We start from the raw sequence: 21,500 nt of genomic DNA, 5'->3' as shown, positions 1-21,500 counted from the left end.
AGGCGCACGGCATCGAACGGGGCACCTGGATCGGCCCCGAGCGGGCGAAGGCCGTCAGAGTGCGGCGAGGCGGGGCTTGAGCAGGCAGAACTCGTTGCCTTCGGGATCGGCGAGGACGTGCCAGGGCTCCTCGCCGGTCTGGCCGACGTCGGCCGGGCGCGCCCCGATCGTCAGGAGGCGTTCGAGCTCGGCGTCCTGATCGCGGTCGGTGGCGTTGACGTCGATGTGCAGCGGAAGATTCCCGTTCTTCGGCTCGTCGGTGCGGCTGAGGATGATCGTCGGTTGCGGGCCGCCGAACCCTTCGCGCGACCCGATCTCGATGCAGTCCTCCTCGCGGTCGAGCACCACGAAGTCCAGGACCTCGCACCAGAACCGCGCCAGCACCTCGGGGTCGCGGCAGTTGAGCACGAGCTCACTGATACGGCATGCCATCGACGAAACCAACTCTCAGCGTGGGAACTGCCGGGGTGGCCGCGCGGGTCCCCGCAGTGAGAACAACTCTCGCGACCGTACCGGGCGAGGCGGGCAGGGGCGAGAAGATTTCAGGCCCTCAAGGCCGTCCCGTCATGACTCACGACAGGTACCAGCCCCGGATGATCCCCTCCCTCCTGTCACCGGCCAGGGCGACCTGGCGGCCACCGAATCGGGTGATCAGGACCTTTGCCTTGCCGCTGACGAGGACCTCGCCGGATTGGCGGCCCTCGGCCAGATCCCAGGTGCGCACGGTTCCGTCCTCGCCGGCGGTGACCGCGATGGTACGGCCATCGACCACAGCGGCGTCCAGGGTCCAGATGCCCACGTCATGGCAGTTCAGGATCGTCACGAGCGAACCGTCGGCGTCCCACACGTACAGGTCGCCGCTCTCGTCGCCGCCGACCACCACTGGACGGCGGCCGAGGGAGGTCAGGGCCAGGCCGCGCACCCCTACGCCTTCCAGGTGGGAGAAGGTGGCGAGCCGCTCGCGCGAACGCAGGTCCCACAGGGCGACCTGGGCATCGAAGCCACCCGCCGCCAGTACCGTGCGATGCCCCAGTCGTCCGCCGACCAGGGAGAGGACGGCGCCCCGGTCGGAGCTGTCCAACTCCACCAGCTCACCGCCGGAAGGCCCCCACAGGCTGACCTGCCAGTTGTAGTCGCCGCCGCAGGCGAACCAGAGTTGCCCGTCCACTTCGAAGGAGGTCACCGACCACAGCGGACGATCGTCCTCCTCAAGGGAGGACGTCAGCAGCACGGCGCCGTTGTCGAGATCCCAGGCCGCCAGGCCATGGTGTTCGCTGCCGCCGGCGAGGATCACCCGGCCCTGGTGAACCCCGGCGGCCACGTAGAACAAGTCGGGCCCGGCGTCCGCGATCTTCCTCGCCCTGGACGTCCGGACCGGCCGACCGTTACGGGGCAGCCCTCAGCCCCGCTTCTCCTTGGAGGCACGGCGCTTCAGAGTGCGCTCATAGTCTTGGAAGCGAGCTTTCGCGATCACTGACCGGGTGGTGGTCCGCACCACGATGCCCTCCGGTCGTCCACCCGCCTCGTCATCCAGCGCCACACGTGTGGTCGGAAGATGCCGCGTGAGGAACTCGCGGGTTTCGTCCAGGCGCGTGGGAAGGTCCGCTGATTCGAGGGCGCCGATCCTTGGCACCAGGGGCACCGTTTCGGTGTCCGCCAGCGCGGCGAGCTCGGCCTCTCCCAGGAAGGCTTGGCCGCCCTCCTCACGCCACGCCGAGATGCGCGGGCGCGGCCACGTGAGCGTCTCCGCGGGGATGTCCGCGGCGTCGAAGAGCCTGTGCCCGACTGTGCGGTGGCCGCTGTACTGGCGGGCGGCGCCACCGACCTTGCCTCCGTAGACCTCCAGGAACAGGACGCGGACACCGCCGGCCGGTGGCGTGAGGCGGCCCGCCAGGGGACGCAGGGCGGCGGCGATTCCCAGAGCCGGGTTGCCGAGCAGGTCACCCTTGGCGTACAGGAGTTCCTCGCGGCTGCCGATGACGTACTCGCCGCTCGGGAAGGTGATGATCCTGGAGTTGGTTCCGTCGACCTTCTCGGTCAGGACCACCTGGGCGTCCTCGTCGGCGAACGCGGTCGGCTCGTCCAGCAGGCTGCCGTTCGAGGAGTCGAGGGGGTGGTAGGTCGGGATGCTCGGATACTTGGTGGCGCTGTTGAGCGCGTCAAGGTCGACACTGCGGAGCATCGAGTTCTGCGCGGGATCGGTCTCTGACAGAGTCACGACGCGATTGTCCCAGAAGCCCCTATCGGCTGGATAAACACGGTCCGGTCGCGCCCCTATCCGCAAGGCTGGATATGGACGGTCTGGCCGGACGGGTCGACCGTTACTCGGAGGCTCTCCAGGGCGCCGGGCGCCCGCTCGGCCTGCAACACGGCCTGCGGCTGCTTCTGGGCCCGCAGCGGCATGAAGAACGCATCGCCCACGGCCCCGCCGGCCGCGATGCCATCGGCCACGTCCAGGACGAGCAGGGCCCCCGGGCACTCGGCTCCGGTGAACGGCACGACGATCCGGCCGCCCTCGCGGGTCTGGGCGACCCACGCGTAGGGGACGGTGTGGGCCGCCGCCGTCGCGATGACCCGGTCGAAGGGCGCGTGGTCGGGCGCGCCGGCCTCGCCGTCCGCGACGAGCACCCTGACCCGGTCGGCGAACCCCGCGCGTTCCAGCGCGGCGGACGCGGCGGACGCCAGGTCCGGGTCGATCTCCACGGTGGTGACGTCGGCTCCGGCCTCGGCCATGAGCGCGGCGTTGTAGCCGGTGCCGGTGCCGATCTCCAGGACGCTCCGGCCCGCCACCGGCCCGAGCGCGTCGAGCATCTCGCGCATGAGGTAGGGGGCCGACGAGGACGAGGTGGGCCACACCATCCCGTGCGGATCGACGGAGACCTGGGTCACCACCGCCTCGTCCGAGGCGGCCACCCGTTCCCACAGGCCCGGCCGGTCGGCCCGGTCGAGGGGCGTGAGCGGCTCGCCGGGCTCGGCGTGCCAGATCCGATCCGGGATGAAGTCGCGCCGGCTGGCCGGGGTCACGCCTGGCCGGTCCCGTTGCACATCGGGCACGTGATGGACGACTTCTTCCCGTCCTGCCAGGTCTCGGTCTTCCCATTGCCGCCGCAGCCTGAACAGGGCACCGGCTTCCCGTGCTTACCCATCCTTGCCCCCTCGGTCAGACCACTTCACCGCCGACACCCTAGGCACGGCGCCTCGCGCCGAACAAGGACTTGGCCGAGGCCCGCCTCCGCCATGACCTCGTCATGACAAAAGCGCGGTGCCATCGCCGGGGTGGTGCCGCATGGTGCGGGTCGCCGACTCTTCTGCGTCCATGAAGGTAGATTTGGTGCTATGACCGCACCCCTGGCTCCGACCACCGCCGAGGAACTGCGCGGTGCCGGCCTGCGGGTGACGGCGGCCCGCGTCGCGCTGCTCGAGACCGTCCGGGACGGTGACCACCTCGGCGTCGAGGCGATCGCCACCGGGGTGCGCGACCGCGTGGGCCACATCTCGCTCCAGGCCGTGTACGAGGCCCTCCACGCGCTCACCGCGGCGGGACTCGTGCGCCGCATCGAGCCGGCCGGCAGCCCGGCCCGGTTCGAGGGACGCGTCGGCGACAACCACCACCACCTAGTGTGCCGGAACTGCGGAGCGGCCAAGGACGTCGACTGCGCCGTGGGGCATCCGCCCTGCCTGGACCCGGCGGACGACGCCGGCTACCTGGTCGACGAGGCCGACATCACGTTCTGGGGACTGTGCCCGCGGTGCCGTCCGCGTTGAGAGCGTCCGGGCCGGCCGGCGCGCGCCGGCCGGCCCGGACGTCGTGATCAGACGAGGTCGAACCGGTCGAGGTCCATCACCTTGGCCCACGCCGCGACGAAGTCGCGCACGAACTTCTCCTTCGCGTCATCGCTCGCGTAGACCTCCGCGAGCGCGCGCAGCTCGGAGTTCGACCCGAAGACGAGGTCGACCCGGCTGCCGGTCCACCTGACCTCGCCGGTGGCGGCGTCGCGCCCCTCGAAGGTGTTGGCGTCCCCGGCCGTCGCCTTCCACGTCGTGCCCTGGTCGAGCAGGTTGACGAAGAAGTCGTTGGTCAGGGCCCCAGGGGTCGCGGTGAGGACGCCCAGCGGCGACCCCTGGTGGTTGGCGCCCAGCACGCGCAGGCCGCCGACCAGGACGGTCGTCTCGGGGGCGCTCAGGGTCAGCAGGTTCGCCCGGTCGATCAGCAGGTACTCGGCGGGCAGCCGGTCGCCCTTCCCGAGGTAGTTGCGGAACCCGTCGGCGGACGGTTCGAGCGCGGCGAACGACTCCACCTCGGTGTGCTCCAGCGACGCGTCCGCGCGGCCCGGAGTGAAGGGGACCTCGACGTCGACACCGGCGTCCTTGGCGGCCCGCTCGACGGCCGCACCGCCGGCGAGCACGATCAGGTCGGCGAGCGAGACCTGCGCGCCGCCGGTCCGGGCGGCGTTGAAGGTCTCCTGGATCCCCTCCAGGACGCGCAGCACCGCCGCCAGCTCGTCGGGGTCGTTGACCTCCCAGCCGTTCTGCGGTTCGAGGCGGACGCGCGCGCCGTTGGCGCCGCCGCGCTTGTCGCCGCCGCGGAACGTCGAGGCCGACGCCCAGGCGGTGGACACGAGCTGGGACACCGACAGGCCGGAGGCGAGGATCTGCTCCTTGAGGGAGGCGGTCTCCGCGGCCCCGACGAGCGCGTGCGTCACCGCGGGCAGGGGGTCCTGCCACAGCAGCGTCTCGGCCGGGACCTCGGGGCCGAGGTAGCGCACGACCGGGCCCATGTCGCGGTGGGTCAGCTTGAACCACGCGCGGGCGAAGGCGTCGGCGAACTCGTCGGGGTTCTGGTGGAAGCGCCGCGAGATCTGCTCGTAGACCGGGTCGAACCGGAGCGAGAGGTCGGTCGTCAGCATCGTCGGAGCGTGGCTCTTCGACGCGTCGTGGGCGTCGGGGACGGTGCCCGCCCCGGCGCCGTCCTTCGGCTGCCACTGCCACGCGCCGGCGGGGCTCTTGGTCCGCTCCCACTCGTAGCCGAACAGGATCTCGAAGAAGCTGTTGTCCCACGTCACCGGGGTGTTCGTCCAGATGCCCTCAAGGCCGCTGGTGATGGCGTCGCCGCCCTTGCCGGTGCCGAAGGTGTTCTTCCAGCCGAGGCCCTGGTCCTCGATCGAGGCGCCCTCGGGGTCGGGGCCGACGTGGTCGGCCGGGCCCGCGCCGTGCGTCTTGCCGAAGGTGTGGCCGCCCGCGATCAGGGCGACCGTCTCCTCGTCGTTCATCGCCATCCGGCGGAACGTCTCCCGGATGTCGCGGGCCGCGGCGACCGGGTCCGGGGTGCCGTTCGGTCCCTCGGGGTTGACGTAGATGAGACCCATCTGGACGGCGGCCAGGGGGTTCTCCAGCTCCCGGTCGCCGGTGTAGCGCTCGTCGTCCAGCCAGGTGGACTCGGGGCCCCAGTAGACGTCGCCGTCGGGCTCCCAGACGTCCTCCCGGCCGCCGGCGAACCCGAAGGTCTCCAAGCCCATCGACTCCAGGGCGACGTTGCCGGTGAGGATCAGCAGGTCGGCCCACGAGAGCTTCTGGCCGTACTTCTTCTTGACCGGCCACAGCAGCCGCCGGGCCTTGTCGAGGTTCCCGTTGTCGGGCCAGCTGTTGAGGGGGGCGAAGCGCTGCTGGCCGGCCCCGGCGCCGCCGCGGCCGTCGCTGATCCGGTAGGTGCCGGCGCTGTGCCAGGCCATCCGGATCATGAACGGGCCGTAGTTCCCGAAGTCGGCCGGCCACCAGTCCTGCGAGGTCGTCAGCACCTGCGCGATGTCCCGCTTCACGGCCGGGAGGTCGAGGCTCCCGAACGCCTCGGCATAGTCGAACTCCTCGCCGAGGGGGTTCGCCACGGCGGGGTTCTTGGCGAGGATCTTCAGGTTGAGCCGTTCCGGCCACCACTGGCGGTTCCCGTCGCCCTGGGTGGGGTGCGGGGTGCGCCCGTGCGCGACCGGGCAGCCGTCTCCGCTCTCCGTCTTCGCGTCTGTGACGATCGCGTCGTTGTTCTCAGACATGGGCATCCTTCCGGACCAGGGGGACCGTGCTCAGGAACTGCGGGCGGTGGAACAGTCGGGGCACAGGCCCCAGTAGATGACCTCGGCCTCGTCGATCGAGAAGCCGCGGTCGTCGGACGCGGTCAGGCAAGGGGCCTCGCCGACCGCGCAGTCGACGTCGGCGACGACACCGCACGCCCGGCACACCACGTGATGGTGGTTGTCCCTGACCCGCGACTCGTAGCGGGCCACCGAGCCCGACGGCTGGAGGCGCCGCACCAGGCCCGCGGCCGTCAGCGTGTGCAGCGAGTCGTACACGGCCTGGTGGGACACCTCGGGGAGGTCCCGGCGCACGGCACGGATGATCGAGTCCGTGTCGGCGTGCGGATGCGCGTACACCGCGCCCAGCACCGCCATCCGAGGACGGGTCACGCGCAAGGCGGCCCCGCGCAGCAACTGCCGCAAGTCCGACGTCGTCGACACGTCCCACAGGCTCGCCCACTTTCTGGAACCAGTCAAGACTTCAGCAGCCGGGACGCCCCGCACGAGGGTGGGCAGCGGGCACGTACCGGCTACGCTCCCTGACCCGCTCCCCCGGACCCGCGGCCCCGGGACACGGCGAGCGGCCGACGGTAGCGTGCGGCGCTATGCCGTTTCCCGACGAACACCGTCCCCGCCCGCACCTGCAACGTCCACCTCCGGGAGGACACCGGGGCCAACGCCCGATTCGCGCTGCTGTTCCGCGACTGCCTGCGCGCCGACGAGCGGGCCCGCCGGTCATGGGGGGGCGTTCAAGCGACGGCTGGCGGTGAGCGTGCCGGACTTCATGGACTACGGGCAGATCAAGGCCCCGGCCACCGACGTCCTGATAGGTGCCGCCGAACGGTGGGCCACCAGCACCGGCTGGACCGTCCCGCCGGGGTGAGCGGCCGTCCGGGCACGCTCTGCCACGTTTTCACTGTTGAAGGAACACCTTTGTCCTTATGATCCTAACGAGGTGGTGAGGGTGAGGGAGACGAGACCGGGCCAGGTGATCGGTGGCCGCTACCGGCTGGACGGGGAACTGGCGTCGGGGGGGTTCGGGCGGGTCTGGCGCGGCTGGGATCTGACCCTCCAGGTGGAGGTCGCGGTCAAGGAGGTGTGGCTGCATCCGGGGATCTCGGCCGCCGCACGGACCGAGATGATCCAGCGGGCCGGACGCGAGGCCGGCAACGCGGCGAAGGTGCGCGACCATCCCAACATCGTCGCGGTCCACGACGTGGCCGTCGAGGACGGCGTGCCCTGGATGATCATGCAGCTGGTCTCCGGGCGGTCGCTGTACGACGAGGTCGCCGCGCACGGCCGGCTGGACGAGAAGGCCGCGGTGGCGGTGGCCAGGGCGATGCTGAAGGCGCTGAAGGCGGCGCACGGCGCGGGGATCGTGCACCGCGACGTGAAGCCGGCCAACGTCATGCTGACCTCCGACGGCGAGGTCATGCTCACCGATTTCGGGATCGCGGTCCAGCAGGACGACCTTCGGCTCACCGGGCCCGGGATGTTCCTCGGCACGCCCGGCTACACCGCGCCGGAGCGCATCCTCGGCAAGCCGGACCAGGGGGCGAGTGACCTGTTCTCGCTCGGGGCGACCCTGTACTACGCGGTCGAGGGCGTCCCGCCGTTCGGCGGGGCCAGCCTGACCGAGATCAACAACGCGATCCTGTCGGACGAGAAGGCGCCCCGTCCCGAGCACGCGGGGCGGCTCGCGCCGCTCATCAAGCGGCTGATGAAGAAGGACCCCCTCAAGCGCCCGACCGTCCACCAGGCGCTGGCCCTGCTCGACGAGCCGCCGGCCAAGGTCACCGGGTCCGGGGGCGCCGGACTGCCGCCGACCAAGAAGCTCCCGGAGAAGAAGCCGCCGGAGAAGAAACCAGTACAGAAGAAACCGGTGCAGAAGAAGCCGGTGGAGCGGCCGAAGAAGCCGCCGGAGACCGTCGGGCGGGCTCCGGCGAAGGAGACCCGGCCGCCGACGCCCAAGACCGAGACGCCGGCGAAGAAGGACGAGAGCTCGGACTGGGAGACCTGGGCCACCCTGCTGGCCGGCGCCGCCATCGTCTGCGGGCTCCTGTACCACGACAACACCTCGTTCGCCGTCTCCGCCACCGAGGGCCTCAAGCTGGCGGGCGACGCATCGTCGGCGAAGTCCGGGAGCTGCCTGCATCACGACACGAAGCGGTCCATGTGGGTCAAGGTCCCCTGCTGGTCCGCCGCCGCCGAACGGATCGTGACCTCACGCAACCCGGGCCTGTTCTTGAGGACGTCGACCAGCTCCTCCCCGTGCATGCTGAAGTCCAACGAGGTCAAGGTCTACAAAGCCACCTACGGCAACAGCGTCACCCTGTGCACCAGACTCAAATGACGGCTTACCAGCCACGTCACTTCCGGTACGTCGACAGGGAGCGGTAAGGGCATCGAAAAGAAGCCGTAAGGGGGGTCGGCCATGGTGGGGACATCGAGCAAGACACCAGGTCAGCGGCCCCGGAGCCTCCGGGACCCGCCCCCGTCGAAGGAGATGTCCCCCATGACGATCACGATGCGGACCACGACGCGCACCGCCCAGCCCACCTCCACCGCGTCCCGGCGCAGGGGGACCCGGGCCGCCGCCATCGGCGGCGCGGTGGTGGCCGCCAGTGCACTGTTCCTGGCCGGCCGCGCGGCGGGGACCGACTTCACGGTCTCCGGCTCCGGTTCCGGCGAGTCCGACCCCTTCACCCTGGCGCAGATCAGCGGGTTCACCTTGCAGTGCGGGCTGCTCGGCTGGGGCGCGCTGGCCGTGCTGGAGCGCTTCACCCGGCGGGCCCGGGCGATCTGGAACACGATGGCCGCCGTGGTGCTGGCCCTGTCGCTGGTGCCGATCTGGCTCGTGCAGGCCACGACCGGCACCCGCGTGATGCTCGTGGTCATTCACGTGACGGTGGCCGTCGCGCTCCTGCCGATGTCGCGGTTCTCGGCCTCCGGCCGCCACGGGGCCGAGAGCGGCACCTGAAACGGGCCGTTCGCACGAGGAACACGGGAAGGGTGGCGGACGCCCCGGGCCGCCATTGTCAAGATCATAAATCGCCAATGGAGCGTGGAGATCATCGGGTGATCCCGCTCTGTGCAGAAGTCGGCCCCGGGGCTGAACGTTAAGGGGTTCAGCGGCCCGCTCCGAAAGGAGGTCGGCCGCGTTCCCCGACCGTATCAGCCGTCCCGCGAGGGGCGGCCGGCCGGGATTCCGTTCACCGATATCGAGACTGACCGGCAACCGTGGCGGGGCGGCCACGGCGTGAAGGACCGCCGGTCGGACACCGCTCGGGCCGTGGCCCCGGCGGAGGATGAAGGGGACCCACCGTGCCCGAAGCGCTCTCCAGCGACCCGATCATGTCCCTCGCCCGCCCCGAAGTGATCGCCGATCCCTATCCCGCCCTCGCCGTTCTGCGCGCCGAACGGCCCGCGTTCTTCTACGAACGCCTCGGGTCGTGGATGTTCACCCGGCACGCCGACTGCGTGACCGTGCTGCGGGACAGCTCGCGCTTCGCCGCCGACTGGCGGCGCGTGGGCGAGACCCTGCCGCCGCGGACGGTCAACATGATGACGCTGGACCCGCCCGAGCACACCGTCGTCCGGCGGTTCTTCATGGACCTGCTGCGGGAGCAGGACGGCCCGGACATCGAGCGGCTGATCGCGGCGCGTGCGGCCGAGCTGCTGGCCGCGCTGGAGGACCGTCCCTCCTTCGACCTCCTCACCGAGTTCGCCGAGCCGCTGGCGCTGTCGGTCACCGCCGACTACCTGGGCGTGCCGGTGCCGGACGGGGACTGGATCAGCGGCATCGGGCGGGCGGCGGCGGCCGGCATGGACGCCGGGCTCTGGCCCGAGCGCGCGGCGCCCGTCCAGGTCGCCCAGGAGCAGTCCGCCAGGCTCATCGACGGGTGGCTCGCCGACCCGCCGACCGGCGGCATCGTCGGCGCGGTCGCGGCCCGGGCGGCCGGCAGCGGCGTGGACCCGTCGGTCCTGTCCAACACGGTCCGGGGGCTGCTGTTCAGCGGGTACAGCTCGCGCAGCAAGCTGCTGGCCCTGGCCGCAGCGGCGGCCCTGCACGAGCGGGCCGTCAGGCTGGAGGACGTCCGCGACGCCCCCGATCCGGGACGGGCGGTGGAGGAGCTGATCCGCTACACCTCGCCGATCCAGGCGGTGGCGCGGGCGTGCGTGACCGACACCGAGGTGGGCGGCGTGACCGTGCGGGCCGGGGAAGGGGTGACGCTGCTGCTGGGCGCGGCGAACCGCGATCCGGACCGGTTCCCCGACCCGGACGCGATACGGCTGGACCGCCATCCCAATCCGCACCTCGGCTTCGGCCGGGGCCCCAAATCATGCCTCGGCTCCCCGTCCACCACCGTCTTCACCCGGACGGCGCTCGGCGTGCTCGCCGACCGCCACCCGTCCGTCCACGCCGTGGCCGCGCCGGTGTACCACCCGAACCTGACGTTGCGGAGCCTCGACCGCTTCGACGTCACCCTGCGATGACGGGCGGCACCGACCCGTACGGGACGATGGCCGGATACTACGACCTGCTCCACACCGGTACGGGCTCTCCCGCCCTGATCGCGTTCTTCGCCGGGCTCGTCCCGGAGGGCGGGCACGCGCTGGAGATCGGTCCCGGCACCGGGCGGATGACCCTGGCGGTGGCGCGCCGCGCCGCCACCGTGCACTGCCTGGAGAGCTCGCCCGCGATGCGCGCGCTCCTGCTGGCCAAGCTGGCCGGACGGCCGGAGTTCCGGGACCGGGTGACCGTGCTCGGCGCCACCGCGCCGGACTTCCGGTTCGGCCGCCGCTTCGACTACGTCTACCTGTCCGCGGTGCTGGAACACATCCCGCCGCCGTCCCGCCGGGCGTTCTTCGCCCGCCTGGCGGAGCATCTCGCGCCGGACGGGCTGCTGGCCATGGACATGGTGGACGACGAGCCCGTCCCGGACCAGCCCGAACGCGAGGTGCGGGCCGCGCGGCAGGGGGAGTGCCGCTACACGCGGTCGACGGCGGTGTGGCCCCAGGGCCCCGACCTGGCCGGGATCCGGCACGTCTACCGCACCTACATCGGCGGCGTGCTCGCGCTGACCGAGACCGTGGAGGGCGAGCACCACTTCCACCGTCCGCCCGACGTGCTCGCCGACCTGCGCGCGGTGGGCCTCACCGGGACGAGCGGGGCCGAGGCGGGACCTCTCGGCGACAAGGGGACGCTGATCGCCCGGCGGGGCTGATCGGCCAGAGCCGGGGCCGCGCGGTGCGGGCGGCCCGAGGATGCCCGGCGCGAGAGGAGGTGCGCGATGCGTTACTGGTACTAGGAGATGCGGAACCCGATCGGTCGTGGCCCGGCCCGCGTGGCCGGGCCACGGCTCGGGGCGTCGACCGTGGGAGGAGGGGGCCGGATGGGACGGGCCGAGGACTGCGAGGTGCTCGTCGTCGGAGGCGGCCTGACCGGGCTGTCCTGCGCGGTGTTCCTCGCCTGGCACGGGGTGCGCTGCACGCTCGTGGAGCGCCACCCGGACCTGCTGAGCCATCCGCGGCAACGCAGCCTGGGGCCGCGCACCCTGGAGCTCTACCGGCAGGTCGGGCTGGAGCCGCGGATCCAGGCGGCCCGCGTCGACTTCGCCGCGCCGGACGAATACGTGGCCGTCCGGGCGGAGACGCTGGCCGGCGGGCACCTGCCGGTGGACGCGCAGGGCGACGGCGAGCGGGCCGCGGAGGCCAGCCCCTGCACGGGCACGGCGATCGACCAGGACAGCGTGGAGGCGCTGCTGCGGACCCGGGCGGGCGAGCTGGGCGCCCGGATCAGGTTCGGCATGGAGCTGCGCGACCTGGCCGAACGCGACGGCGCGGTGCACGCGCGGCTGCGCGGCCTCGACGGCGCCGAGCACCGGCTGCGGGCCCGGTACGTCGTCGCGGCGGACGGCGCGGACAGCCCGGTCCGGCACCGGCTGGGCGTGCCGATGGAGGGGCCCGGCGACTTCTACCACCTGCTCACGCTGATGGTCGACGCGGATCTGCGGCCGGCGCTGGCGGGCCGCACCGTGCACATGGCCTTCCTGGAGCGTCCCCGGCCGAAGACCTTCCTGATGGCACTGGACCGGGCCGGTCTCCGCTGGGTGTTCGGGACCTCCGACGACCCGCGTTCCGGCATGCCGGGGCCGGGCCGCTGCGTCGAGCTGGTGCGCGCGGCGGCCGGGCTGCCCGCGGTGCCGGTGCGGCTCCGTCCGCAGATAGCCGGAACGGAGCAGACCGCCCTGCGGTTCCGCGTCGCCGCCGCCGTGGCGGCCTCCTACCGGGCCGGACGGGTGTTCCTGATCGGGGACGCCGCGCACCTGATGCCCCCCACCGGCGGGTTCGGCGGCGCCACCGGGGTGGAGGACGCGCGCAACCTGGCCTGGAAGCTCGCCGCCGTCCTCCGCGGCCACGCCGGTGACCTGCTCCTCGACACCTACCAGGACGAACGGCGTCCGGTCGGCGAGTTCACGATGCGGCAGGCGGTCGCGCGCTCCCAGTTCCGTTTCGGCCCCGGCTCCGGCTCCGGCCCCGGCTCCGAGGGGGGCGGCGACGCGATCGTGGACCGGGTCACGGTGATGATGGGCTACCGCTACCGCTCCGCGGCGGTGACCGGCGGCGGCCGCTCCCCCGCCGGTCCGGTGCAGCCCGGCGACCTGTGCGGAGAGCCCGGCACCCGCGCCCCGCACCTGTCGTTGGGCGAGGGCCCCGGATCGTCCACGATCGACCTGTACGGTTCGCGGTTCGTCCTGCTGACCGGCCCGTCCGGCCGGGGGTGGACGGCGGCGGCCCGCGACCTGCCGGTACCGGTCACCGTGAAGCGGTTCGGAACCGGCCCCGCCCCGGCCGACGCGGCCGTCCGGCATGGGATCGGCCCGGACGGCGCGCTCCTGGTCCGCCCGGACGGCTTCGTCGCCTGGCGCCACCCCGGACCGGCCTCCGCGCCCGCCGCCGAGCTGCGCGCCGCGCTGCACGCCGTCCTGCCCGGCCCGCCGCCCTCCGCCCGCTGATCGCGGAACGGTCGGAACGGATCACCCGGTCCTGCGCACCACGATGTCGGCCATGGCGCGCAGGGCGTCGGCCGCGGCCGGGCGGAAGGGGGCGGCGGCCAGGACGTCGAGCGCCTGGGCATGGCGCTCGGCGATCATCTGCTCCACCAGGCCGGGCGCTCCGGTCGCGCTGAGGACGCGGCGCACCTCGGCGGCGCCCGCCTCGTCCAGCCGCGGATTCCCGAGCCGGGCGTGCAGGGTGGCGCTCTGCGCCGATCCGGCGCGCCTCAGGGCCAGGGCGATGAGCGGCGTGTGCTTGCCCTCCCGCAGATCGCTCACGACCGGCTTGCCGGTGCGCGACGGATCCCCGAAGACGCCGAGGAGGTCGTCGCGGAGCTGGAACGCCTCGCCCAGCGGGATCCCGAAGGCCGAGCACGCGGCCAGGACGTCCGGGGACGCGCCGGCGAGGGCGGCGCCCGCCTGGAGCGGGCGCTGCACCGTGTAGTGGGCGGTCTTGTAGCGGGCGATGGTCAGCGCCGCCTCAAGGTCGGCGGTGGGCCGCCCGGTCGCGACCAGGTCGAGGAACTGGCCGAGGTTGACCTCCGTGCGCATGGCCTCCAGCACCGGCAGCACGTCCTGGAGCCGGTCCGCCGGCATGCCCGCGGACCGGACGAGCTGGTCGGACCAGGCCAGGGTGAGGTCGCCGAGGATGATGGCCGCGCTCGTCCCGAACCGCAGGTCCGGACCGGCCCGCCGGTGCTCCGCCAGCACGTGGTGGACGGTGGGACGGCCGCGGCGCGTCGGCGACTCGTCGATGACGTCGTCGTGCATGAGGACGGCGGCGTGGAACAGCTCCAGCGCGGCGGCCAGGCGCAGCGCCGCGGCGGGCTCGCCCGCGCCGCCGCCGGCGTGCCAGCCGATCATGCACAGCAGGGGGCGGATCCGCTTGCCGCCGGCGCCCAGGAAGGTGCGCACGGTACCGGCCAGCACCGGCAGCGGCCCGTCGTCCCCGGCGGGGCACAGGTCGTCGAGGAAGCCGTACAGGACCGCGTCCACCCCGTCCCGGATCTCGGTGAGATCCAGGGCGGCGGGCCGCAGGGGCGTGGTCGCCACCTCGGTTCCTTTCTGGCCGCCGGACGGGCCCGGCGGCGGTGCTCGCGAGGTCGGCTCGCACCCGGGCCTCGGAATGGTTCCGAGACGAGCCATCCCCACAGATCACGCCCCCTAAAGGCCGGGGGCGACGGCCGTGTGCCCAGCCGTCCGAGGTTCCTCAAAACAATCCCCGCATATCGCCACAAGGGTGTCGGAGCACAAGGTGCGGGAAAGTCCCTGGACATATGCGCCGTGCATCCGGTCCTGGTTGCAGGTCCCCGATCGGGGCCTTCCCGTCGTCGGCGGCGGAGTCCGGCCTGCGCGCCGACTGGAGGCGATGATGGGGACGAAGACGATCGTCAGCCGGACCGGACTCAGGTCGGGCCCGCTGGGCATCTATCTCAACGATCACCTGGCCGGCGCCACCGGCGGGGTCTGGTTGGCGCGCAGGACCGCCGCCTCCCACCGGCGCGGGCCGATGGGGGACGAGCTGAGGCGGCTCGCCGACGAGATCGGCAGTGACCGGGACGCGCTGCTGGAGATCATGGCGCACCTCGATGTCCCGGTCCGCCGCTACAAGATCTACATGGGACGGCTGGCGGAGCTGGCCGGACGGCTGAAGCTGAACGGGCGGATCGCCCGCTCCTCGCCCCTCAGCGGGTTCACCGAGCTGGAGATGCTGCGGCTGGGCGTGGAGGGCAAGGGCGCCGCCTGGGCCGTGCTGCGGAGGCTGGCCGACCGGGACGACCGGCTCGACCGGGCCCGGCTCGACCGGCTGATCTCGCGGGCCCGCCGCCAGTCCGAGGTCCTGGAGGACTTTCGCGTGCGCGTGGCCATGAGGGTGTTCTAGAAGCCGCGGGGTACGGAGAGCGGTCGGTGGTCCAGCCGGCCGCGGTGCTCGGCGATGCCGCCCGCGGCCGATCCGGACTGCACATCGTTGTGAAAAAATGGCGGCCGAAGCGAAGGGACCCCTATGCAGGACGCAGAGCCGGCCACCGGAGCGGGACGGCGCGCCCAGGCCAACCGGCAGCGGATCCTCGCCACCGCGACCGAGGAGCTGATCCGCGAGCCGGACGCGAGCATGGACGACATCGCCCGCGCCGCCGGGGTGGTCCGCCGCACGCTGTACGGCCACTTCCCCAGCCGGGACGCGCTGATCGCGGGCATCGCCGGGCAGGCGCTGGCGGAGATGACCGAGACGTTCGAGCGCGAGGCCGGCAGGCCCGGGTCGCCGGCCGAGACGCTCGCCCGCTTCTTCCTGGCCCTGTGGCAGGTCGGGGACCGGTACCGGCTGCTGATCAGCCTCGGCGAGCGCAGCCTGCCAGGTTCGGGGATCAGCGGCCTGCTGGCGCCGGTGCGCGACCGGGTCGCGGTCCTGCTGGCGGAGGGCCAGCGGGACGGCGACTTCGCCCGGCACCTGCCCGCCCCCGTCCTGGCCCAGGCACTGGAAGGGCTGACGCTCGCCCTCCTGCGCGCGGTGAACGAGGAGGTCTGGCGGGAGGAGTCCCCCGCCGCGGGCGCCGCCCGCGCCTGCCTGATCGCCGCCGGGGTCGAGTCCGGGCCCGCCGCCGCGATCGTGGCGGGCCTCACCGGCGCCCTCGCACCGTCCGACCCTTAGGTCGGGAAGCGCCACTGGTTTGCCCTGCTTCCTGGCGGAGAGGCTGGGTTCAGGACCGAGGGGGGCGCGTGGAGCGGACATCGCGGGTGGCGTTCGTGCTGGGCGGCGGCGGCATGCTCGGCGCGCACGAGGTCGGCATGCTGCGCGCGCTCGACGAGACCGGAGTGCGGCCCGGCCTGGTCGTCGGGACGTCCATCGGGGCGCTGAACGGCGCGCTGGTCGCCGCCGACCCGGGCGCGGCGGTCGAGCGGCTGACCGGCATGTGGTCCGACGCGCGCGCGGGCGAGGCGCTCGGCACGCCGGTCTGGGAACGGCTGTGGACGCTGGCCCGCTCCGGCACCCATCTGCACTCGGCCGAGCCGCTGCGCCGGATGCTGACCGAGCTGCTGCCGGTCGAGACGTTCGACGAGTTGGCCGTCCCGTTCCAGTGCGTCGCCGCGGGCATCGAGACGGCGATGGCGCACTGGTTCTGCACCGGCCCGATCATCCCGGCGGTGCTGGCGTCGTCGGCCGCGCCGGGGCTGCTGCCGCCGGTCCGGATCGGCGACCGGCACTACTTCGACGGCGGGCTGGTGCACAGCATCCCGGTCGGCCGCGCCGTCGAGCTGGGCGCCACCACGATCTACGTGCTGCACGTCGGCCGGATCGAGCGCGACCTGGCGCCGCCCCGGCGCCCCTGGGAGGTCGGCATGGTCGCGTTCGAGATCGCGCGCAGGCACCGCTTCTTCGAGGAGATGTCGGCCCTGCCCGACGGGATCACCGTGCACGTCCTGCCGGCCGGGGGCGAGCCGGGGAGGTCCGGGGTCGATCTGTCCCAGATGCGGTACCGGAACGCCTCGGGTATCGCGACGCACATCGATCGCGCCTACGAGGCATCCTTGGAGTACCTGAGAGAACAGGCATGAGATGCTGCCGCCCCCCTTGGTGCGCCGCGTGCTGTGCACCCCGCTGCTGTTCGCGCTGACCGCCCTGGTCGTGCTGCTGTTCCCGTTCGTGTACACGCCGGCCGCGCTGAAGCGGGCGCTCGTCCGCGGCGGGCGCGACCGGGTGACCCGGCTGCTGTGGTTCGCCCTGGCCTGGGGACTGCTGGAGTCGCGGGCGGTGCTGGCCTGCGGCCTCCTCTGGTGCCGCGCCCCGTCCCGCCGGAGCCGCGGCGCGCGGTACCAGGACCGGCACTACGAGATCATCCGCCGGTACGTCGCCGGGCTGCACCGCGTCGCCCGGCGGCGGTTCGGCCTGCGCATCGAGATCGACGGCGACCGGGGCCCGGGCGCCGCGGCGGGCGACCGGCCGCTGATCGTGCTCAGCCGGCACGCCGGGCCCGGGGACGCGCTGCTGCTCGTCCACCACCTGCTCACCGACTACGGGCGGCGGCCCCGAGTGGTGATGAAGGAGGTGCTCCGGCTCGACCCGTGCATCGACATCGCCGCGAACCGGCTGCCGAACGCGTTCGTCGGCGGCGGGGGCGCGGTCGAGCGGATCGAGGCGCTCGCCACCGGGCTCGGCCCCCGCGACGCGCTGCTCATCTTCCCCGAGGGCGGCAATTTCACCCCCGACCGCCGGCTCCGCGCGATCCGCCGCCTGATGCGGCTGCGGCGGGAGCGCGACGCGGTCCGCGCCGCCCGCATGCGCCACGTCATGCCGCCGCGTGCGGGCGGCAGCCTCGCCGCGATCGCCGCCGCGCCGGACGCCGACGTGGTGTTCGTCGCGCACAGCGGCCTGGAGGACATGGACTCGGCCGGCGACGTCTGGCGCAGCCTCCCGCTCACCGCCCCCGTCCACGCCCACTGGTGGCGGATCGCGGCCGAGAACGTCCCGCGCGATCCCGAGGCCCGCTCCGAGTGGTTCCACGAGCAGTGGGAACGGGTGGACACCTGGATCGACGCCCGGCACACCGCGGCGGACGGCGAGCGCCCGGGTTCACCCGAGGCGTGACTTCCTTGAACCAACGAGTCGGGCCCGGCCGCCGGACTACGCTGGCGCCGCCCACTTGACGATCTTGACTGGAGGCCGCGCGTGCAGGACCTGAGGAGCACCCCCTCACCCGGCATCGATCCCACGACGGCGAGCGTCGCCCGGATGTACGACTACTACCTGCACGGGAAGGACAACTTCCAGATCGACCGGGACGCCGCCGACCGCGTCGCGCAGGCCATGCCCGAGATCGGCCTGCTGGCCCTGGAGAACCGCGCGTTCCTCCGCCGCTCGGTGCGCTACATGGCGCGCCAGGGGATCCGGCAGTTCCTCGACATCGGCTCCGGCCTCCCCACCGCGGGCAACACCCATGAGATCGCCCGGGAGATCACCCCCGACGCCCGCGTCGTCTACGTCGACAGCGACCCGGTGGTGCGCGCGCACGGCAGCGCCCTGCTGGCGGCCGACGACCGCACCACGGTGGCCCTCGCCGACATGCACCGTCCCCGCGAGGTGCTCGACCACCCGGAGACGACCAGGCTGATCGACTTCGACGAGCCCGTCGGGGTACTGATGATCGCCATGATCCACTTCCTCACCCTGGAGGAGCGCGGCTCGGTCCTCGGCACCCTGCGGGACGCGCTGGCGCCGGGCAGCTACCTGTCCTCGACCCACGTCACCACGGAGGGCCACGCGCCGGAGGCCGTCGACCAGATCGAGGGCGTCTACGCGACCACGCCGACGCCGATCTACTTCCGCAGCAAGGCCGAGATCGCGCCCTTCTTCGAGGGCTTCACCCCGGTCGACCCCGGCCTGGTCACCATCGACCAGTGGAACCCCGAGTCGGACGAGGGCGACGCACCCGCCGAGAAAATCGGCACATGGCTCTACGGAGCCGTCGGCCACAAGGCCTGAACGCCCGGCATGTGCCCGCCGCCCGAGGGCGCGCCCGTCGGCGCGCCCTCGAGCTTGGGCCGATCCGACCTCAGGTCAGAGGCGGTACGCGTACGTCGGCGGGGTCAGCGCGGCCGTCACCGACTTGACCCGCTGTAGAAGCGGTGGGCGCGGGCGCCGTCGCGGGTCCAGACGCCGGCGCGCGCCGTTCTAGCGGCGGCCGGACGCCGCGAGCGCGGCGAACTGGAGCTCGAGGCCGTCGAGAAGCGCCTTGAGCCCGGCCTCGAAGGCGCCCTCGTCGACCCGCCTGCCGCGTCCGGCGAGCAGGTGCGCCTCGCCCAGGTGCGGATAGTCGCCCTTATAGAGGTCGGGGTCTGCGGGGAAGCCCCCGGCGAACGATCCCAGGGCCGAGCCGATGATGAAGAAGCGCATCAGCGCGCCGACCCAGGTCGCCTCGCGGCGCGGCCAACCGGCCTCGACCAGCCCGCCGAACACGGCGTCGGCCAGGCGCAGCGCGTTGGGACGGTACCCCGGGCTCTGCGCGAGCGCGGGCACGATCTTGGGGTGGGCCGCGAGCGCCGCGCGGTAGGACCGGGCCCACGCCTCCAGCGCGGGGCGCCAGCCGGCGCCGGAGGGCCCGGCGCCGGGGAACATCGACAGGTCCACCTCGCCGAGGACCGCGTCCACCACCGCGTCGAGCAGCTCGGTTTTGGTGGCGACGTGGTTGTACAGGGACGGCCCGCTCACCCCGAGCTCGGCTGCCAGCCGCCGGGTCGACACCGCGTCCAGGCCCTCGGCGTCGACCAGCGCCAGCGCGGTCGCCACGATGCGTTCCTGACTGAGCAGCGGTCGGCTCGGCCTGGCCACGGTCACCTCCGGGATTCGGGCCGGCCGGCCCGGACGGACGGCCATCGTCCCATCCGCCAGTCCGTCCGCCGAAAAACTTGCATCGCTAGTTTAACCATGGTTAACCTGCCGAAAACTTGCACCGCTAGTTTGGAGTGGCCGGATGAACCTGGAGCTGTCCGACGAGCAGGACGCGCTGCGGCGGCTGGCCGCCGAGTTCGCCGACCGGGAGATCGCGCCGCATGCCGGCGCCTGGGACCGCGCCGAGTCGGTGGACCGCGCGATCGTCGGCCGCCTCGGCGAGATCGGCTTCCTCGGCATGACGCTGCCCGAGGAGCACGGCGGCTCCGGCGGCGACCACCTGTCGTACTGCCTGGTCCTGGAGGAGCTCGGCCGCGGCGATTCGGCGGTGCGCGGCATCGTGTCGGTGTCGCTCGGCCTGGTCGCCAAGTCGATCAGCGGGTACGGCGACGACGCGCAGAAGCGGGAATGGCTGCCGCGGCTGACCGCCGGCGAGGCGCTCGGCTGCTTCGCGCTCACCGAGCCCGGCACCGGCTCCGACGCCGCCTCGCTCACCACCCGCGCCGTCCGCGACGGCGACGACTGGGTGCTCACCGGCACCAAGACGTTCATCACCAACGGGACCTGGGCCGACGTCGCGCTGGTGTTCGCCCGCACCGGCGAGCCCGGCCACCGCGGGATCACCGCCTTCCTCGTCCCGACCACCGCCGCCGGGTTCACCGCCCGGGAGATCCACGGCAAGCTCGGCCTGCGCGGCCAGGCGACCGCCGAACTCGTCCTGGACGGCGTCCGGGTGCCCGGCACCGCGCGACTCGGCCCCGAGGGCAAGGGCTTCTCCGTCGCGATGGCGGCGCTCGCCAAGGGCCGGATGTCGGTCGCGGCCGGCTGCGTCGGCATCGCGCAGGCGTGCCTGGACGAGGCCGTCCGGTACGCGGGGCAGCGGGAGCAGTTCGGCCGGCCGATCGCGTCCCGGCAGCTCGTCCAGGAGCTGCTGGCCGACATCGCGCTCGACGTCGACGCCGCCCGGCTGCTGGTGTGGCGGGTCGCCGACCTGATCGACCGCGGCCTGCCGTTCGCCACCGAGTCGTCCAAGGCCAAGCTGTTCGCGAGCGAGGCCGCGGTGCGCGCGGCCAACAACGCGCTCCAGGTGTTCGGCGGCTACGGCTACATCGACGAGTACCCGGTCGGCAAGTACCTGCGGGACGCCCGCGTGATGACCCTCTACGAGGGCACCAGCCAGATCCACAAGCTGCTGATCGGCCGCGACCTCACCGGCGTGAACGCGTTCTGACCCCACCGCACACCGAAGGAGCCCCCATGGACAGGTTCACTGGAAAGGTCGCCGTTATCACCGGCGCCGCCCGCGGCATCGGCGCGGCGACCGCCGAGCGGCTCGCGGGCGAGGGCGCGCGGGTCGTGCTGCTCGACCTGCACGGCGCGGCGGACACCGCCGCGCGGATCGGCCCGGCCGCGACCTCGATCGCGTGCGACGTCACCGACCAGGCCGCGGTCGAGGCGGCCTTCGCCGGGCTGGACGCGATCGACGTCCTGGTCAACAACGCCGGGATCACCCGCGACAACCTGCTGTTCAAGCTGCCCAAGGCCGACTGGGACGCGGTCCTGGCCGTCAACCTGACCGGCGCCTTCCACTGCTGCCAGGCCGCGCAGCGGCAGATGGTCCGGCAGCGCTCCGGCAAGATCGTCTCGCTGAGCAGCCGGTCCGCCCTCGGCAACCGCGGCCAGGCCAACTACGCCGCCGCCAAGGCCGGGATCCAGGCGCTGACCGCCACCCTCGCGATCGAGCTCGGCCCGTACGGGATCAACGTCAACGCCGTCGCGCCCGGCTACATCGCCACCGAGATGACCGCCGCCACCGCCACCCGCGTCGGCGCGACGCCCGAGGAGCACCAGCGGTCGGCCGCCGGCCGCACCCCCCTCGGCCGGGTCGGACGGCCGGAGGAGGTCGCCGCCGCCATCGCGTTCCTGGCCAGCGACGACGCGTCCTACGTCAGCGGCCAGACCCTCTACATCAACGGAGGCGCCCGCTAGAGG

The 21,500-nt window shown here is 73.0% G+C and carries 21 protein-coding genes and 1 pseudogene; 14 read left to right on the top strand and 8 right to left on the bottom strand.

What is annotated here, in order from left to right:
- Positions 1-54: 54 nt before the first annotated feature.
- The 4 genes from OHA34_RS26010 to OHA34_RS25995 all read right to left on the bottom strand — a co-directional run bounded on the left by OHA34_RS26010 (position 55) and on the right by OHA34_RS25995 (position 3,024).
- Positions 55-432 carry a VOC family protein gene (locus OHA34_RS26010; RefSeq protein WP_329519187.1) on the bottom strand — a complete coding sequence of 126 codons (378 nt, stop codon included), beginning with the start codon at positions 430-432 and terminating at the stop codon, positions 55-57.
- Positions 433-571: 139 nt separating this feature from the next.
- Positions 572-1,321 (bottom strand): WD40 repeat domain-containing protein, encoded by a 750-nt coding sequence (locus OHA34_RS26005; RefSeq protein WP_329522450.1) that lies wholly within the window; start codon positions 1,319-1,321, stop codon positions 572-574.
- 78 nt (positions 1,322-1,399) lie between these two features.
- Positions 1,400-2,218 carry an RNA ligase family protein gene (locus OHA34_RS26000; protein ID WP_329519186.1) on the bottom strand — a complete coding sequence of 273 codons (819 nt, stop codon included), beginning with the start codon at positions 2,216-2,218 and terminating at the stop codon, positions 1,400-1,402.
- A 56-nt stretch (positions 2,219-2,274) separates the two neighbouring features.
- The gene (locus tag OHA34_RS25995) at positions 2,275-3,024 is read right to left on the bottom strand and encodes a protein-L-isoaspartate O-methyltransferase family protein (RefSeq protein WP_285938983.1); all 750 of its coding nucleotides are present in this window, start codon (positions 3,022-3,024) and stop codon (positions 2,275-2,277) included.
- Between the two features lie 312 nt (positions 3,025-3,336).
- Here OHA34_RS25995 and OHA34_RS25990 point away from each other — a divergent pair, with 312 nt between their 5' ends.
- On the top strand, positions 3,337-3,765 hold the full coding sequence (locus tag OHA34_RS25990) for a Fur family transcriptional regulator (protein ID WP_285938984.1): 429 nt from the start codon (positions 3,337-3,339) through the stop codon (positions 3,763-3,765).
- 47 nt (positions 3,766-3,812) lie between these two features.
- Here OHA34_RS25990 and katG read toward each other — a convergent pair whose 3' ends face one another.
- Both katG and OHA34_RS25980 read right to left on the bottom strand, forming a co-directional pair.
- The gene (gene katG / locus OHA34_RS25985; protein ID WP_329519185.1) at positions 3,813-6,044 is read right to left on the bottom strand and encodes a catalase/peroxidase HPI; all 2,232 of its coding nucleotides are present in this window, start codon (positions 6,042-6,044) and stop codon (positions 3,813-3,815) included.
- A gap of 30 nt (positions 6,045-6,074) precedes the next feature.
- On the bottom strand, positions 6,075-6,506 hold the full coding sequence (locus OHA34_RS25980; RefSeq protein ID WP_285938986.1) for a Fur family transcriptional regulator: 432 nt from the start codon (positions 6,504-6,506) through the stop codon (positions 6,075-6,077).
- Positions 6,507-6,698: 192 nt separating this feature from the next.
- Between OHA34_RS25980 and OHA34_RS38575 the strand changes: the two are divergent.
- The 6 genes and pseudogenes from OHA34_RS38575 to OHA34_RS25955 all read left to right on the top strand — a co-directional run.
- Positions 6,699-6,806: pseudogene (locus tag OHA34_RS38575) on the top strand (hypothetical protein); the annotation flags it as partial.
- 223 nt (positions 6,807-7,029) lie between these two features.
- A complete protein-coding gene (locus OHA34_RS25975) occupies positions 7,030-8,418 on the top strand; it encodes a serine/threonine-protein kinase (protein WP_285938988.1) in 1,389 nt (462 codons plus the stop codon).
- Between the two features lie 162 nt (positions 8,419-8,580).
- Positions 8,581-9,045 (top strand): DUF6069 family protein, encoded by a 465-nt coding sequence (locus OHA34_RS25970; RefSeq protein ID WP_285938989.1) that lies wholly within the window; start codon positions 8,581-8,583, stop codon positions 9,043-9,045.
- Between the two features lie 344 nt (positions 9,046-9,389).
- A complete protein-coding gene (locus OHA34_RS25965; protein WP_329519184.1) occupies positions 9,390-10,562 on the top strand; it encodes a cytochrome P450 in 1,173 nt (390 codons plus the stop codon).
- Complete coding sequence (locus OHA34_RS25960) at positions 10,559-11,293, top strand: class I SAM-dependent methyltransferase (protein WP_329519183.1); 735 nt, start codon at positions 10,559-10,561, stop codon at positions 11,291-11,293. Before OHA34_RS25965 ends, OHA34_RS25960 begins: the two co-directional genes overlap by 4 nt.
- A gap of 168 nt (positions 11,294-11,461) precedes the next feature.
- Positions 11,462-13,084, top strand: a complete 1,623-nt coding sequence (locus tag OHA34_RS25955; protein ID WP_285938992.1) for an FAD-dependent oxidoreductase — start codon at positions 11,462-11,464, stop codon at positions 13,082-13,084.
- A gap of 21 nt (positions 13,085-13,105) precedes the next feature.
- Here OHA34_RS25955 and OHA34_RS25950 read toward each other — a convergent pair whose 3' ends face one another.
- Positions 13,106-14,176, bottom strand: coding sequence for a polyprenyl synthetase family protein (locus OHA34_RS25950; RefSeq protein WP_285938993.1), 1,071 nt, complete (start codon positions 14,174-14,176; stop codon positions 13,106-13,108).
- 319 nt (positions 14,177-14,495) lie between these two features.
- Here OHA34_RS25950 and OHA34_RS25945 point away from each other — a divergent pair, with 319 nt between their 5' ends.
- The 5 genes from OHA34_RS25945 (at position 14,496) to OHA34_RS25925 (ending at position 18,602) form a co-directional block, all read left to right on the top strand.
- Complete coding sequence (locus OHA34_RS25945) at positions 14,496-15,005, top strand: hypothetical protein (RefSeq protein WP_285938994.1); 510 nt, start codon at positions 14,496-14,498, stop codon at positions 15,003-15,005.
- Between the two features lie 123 nt (positions 15,006-15,128).
- Positions 15,129-15,773 carry a TetR/AcrR family transcriptional regulator gene (locus tag OHA34_RS25940; protein WP_285938995.1) on the top strand — a complete coding sequence of 215 codons (645 nt, stop codon included), beginning with the start codon at positions 15,129-15,131 and terminating at the stop codon, positions 15,771-15,773.
- A gap of 68 nt (positions 15,774-15,841) precedes the next feature.
- Complete coding sequence (locus OHA34_RS25935) at positions 15,842-16,678, top strand: patatin-like phospholipase family protein (RefSeq protein WP_329519182.1); 837 nt, start codon at positions 15,842-15,844, stop codon at positions 16,676-16,678.
- 1 nt (position 16,679) lies between these two features.
- The gene (locus tag OHA34_RS25930; RefSeq protein ID WP_329519181.1) at positions 16,680-17,708 is read left to right on the top strand and encodes a hypothetical protein; all 1,029 of its coding nucleotides are present in this window, start codon (positions 16,680-16,682) and stop codon (positions 17,706-17,708) included.
- Positions 17,709-17,789: 81 nt separating this feature from the next.
- Positions 17,790-18,602, top strand: a complete 813-nt coding sequence (locus OHA34_RS25925; RefSeq protein ID WP_285938998.1) for an SAM-dependent methyltransferase — start codon at positions 17,790-17,792, stop codon at positions 18,600-18,602.
- A 189-nt stretch (positions 18,603-18,791) separates the two neighbouring features.
- Here the strand turns inward: OHA34_RS25925 and OHA34_RS25920 are convergent, their stop codons facing one another.
- On the bottom strand, positions 18,792-19,406 hold the full coding sequence (locus OHA34_RS25920) for a TetR/AcrR family transcriptional regulator (RefSeq protein ID WP_329519180.1): 615 nt from the start codon (positions 19,404-19,406) through the stop codon (positions 18,792-18,794).
- Positions 19,407-19,590: 184 nt separating this feature from the next.
- On the opposite strand from OHA34_RS25920, the gene OHA34_RS25915 reads away from it, so the two are divergent.
- Both OHA34_RS25915 and fabG read left to right on the top strand, forming a co-directional pair.
- On the top strand, positions 19,591-20,739 hold the full coding sequence (locus tag OHA34_RS25915) for an acyl-CoA dehydrogenase family protein (RefSeq protein WP_329519179.1): 1,149 nt from the start codon (positions 19,591-19,593) through the stop codon (positions 20,737-20,739).
- A 26-nt stretch (positions 20,740-20,765) separates the two neighbouring features.
- Complete coding sequence (gene fabG / locus OHA34_RS25910) at positions 20,766-21,497, top strand: 3-oxoacyl-ACP reductase FabG (protein WP_329519178.1); 732 nt, start codon at positions 20,766-20,768, stop codon at positions 21,495-21,497.
- Positions 21,498-21,500 lie beyond the last annotated feature (3 nt).

The sequence above is a fragment of the Spirillospora sp. NBC_01491 genome (assembly GCF_036227065.1).
GTDB lineage: Bacteria > Actinomycetota > Actinomycetes > Streptosporangiales > Streptosporangiaceae > Spirillospora > Spirillospora xylanilytica.
The sequence above is the reverse complement of the archived record's forward strand: the minus strand, read 5'-3'. Positions and strand labels throughout refer to the sequence as shown.